Annotated in this window: 1 protein-coding gene; it reads left to right on the top strand. The window is 54.2% G+C overall.

Translation table 11 applies throughout. The features are described 5' to 3' along the window. Positions 1-99 precede the first annotated feature (99 nt). Positions 100-1,116, top strand: a complete 1,017-nt coding sequence (locus FDW87_RS13065; protein ID WP_137379823.1) for a LacI family DNA-binding transcriptional regulator — start codon at positions 100-102, stop codon at positions 1,114-1,116. Positions 1,117-1,232: the final 116 nt, after the last annotated feature.

Genomic DNA, 1,232 nt, shown 5'->3' with positions numbered 1-1,232 from the left:
TTTTGTGCCGGATAATGACAGCGTCTTATCCGGCATGAAGCACTTGCCATCGTTGATTTTCGCGTTAAGGTGTTGTCACCAAATTTAGGGAAATCAGCGATGAGCAAATCAACACGGGCAACCATCAGCGATGTGGCGAAAGCCGCAAAAACCGGCAAGACCAGCATTTCACGCTACCTCAACGGTGAAAAGCACCTGCTTTCCGACGCGCTACTGGCCCGCATTGAACAAGCCATTGCCGATCTCGACTACCGTCCCAGCCTGATGGCAAGAGGCCTGAAACACGGTCGTACCCGTCTGATTGGTCTGATCATCGCCGATATTACTAATCCCTATTCCGTCAACGTGTTAAGCGGGATTGAAGCCGCCTGTCGCGATAAGGGCTTTACCCCGCTGGTGTGTAACACCAACAACGAAGTGGATCAGGAGCTGCATTATCTCGACCTGCTGCGCAGCTACCAGGTCGAAGGGATTGTGGTCAACGCCGTTGGAATGCGCGAAGAGGGGCTGAACCGCCTGCAACAGTCTGCGCTACCGATGGTACTAATTGACCGTAAAATCCCCGATTTCGCCTGTGATATGGTCGGGCTGGATAACACCCAGGCGGCAACGGTTGCCACTGAACATCTGGTCGAGCAAGGTTTTGAAGCCATCCTGTTCCTCAGCGAACCGATGGGCATGGTGAATACCCGCCGCGAACGCCTGAGCGCTTTTCGCGTTACGCTCGCACAGTACCCCGGCGTTATCGCGCAAAATGCCGAAGTCCCGCTAACGGACAATACGCAACTGGATGACACGCTGCGCCAGTTTCACCAGCAGCATCGGGGGATGCGCAAAGCCGTTATCTCTGCCAACGGCGCTCTCACGCTGCAGGTTGCCCGCGCCCTGAAGCGCATTGGCCTTAACTGGGGCAGCGATATCGGCCTGCTCGGTTTTGACGAACTGGAATGGGCGGAGCTGGCGGGCGTCGGTATCACCACGTTGAAACAACCCACATGGCAGATTGGCTACACCGCCGTTGAGCAGGTTGTACGCCGAATTGATGGCGGCTCTGCTGCCATTCAGGAACAGGTATTCTCCGGCGAGCTGATCGTGCGCGGCTCAACCGCCCGTTAAATTTCCTTCGTGATGGTGATCATAAATTCGACATCATGAGCTTTTCTTTGGAACCGGTTCCATCTAGCGTTATAACAAGAATGCTAGTCTGGAGTTTCCATGAAAAGAAAAATTAT

Origin of the sequence: Citrobacter sp. wls826, from assembly GCF_005281245.1 — a bacterium.
GTDB lineage: Bacteria > Pseudomonadota > Gammaproteobacteria > Enterobacterales > Enterobacteriaceae > Citrobacter > Citrobacter braakii.
The sequence above is the reverse complement of the archived record's forward strand: the minus strand, read 5'-3'. Positions and strand labels throughout refer to the sequence as shown.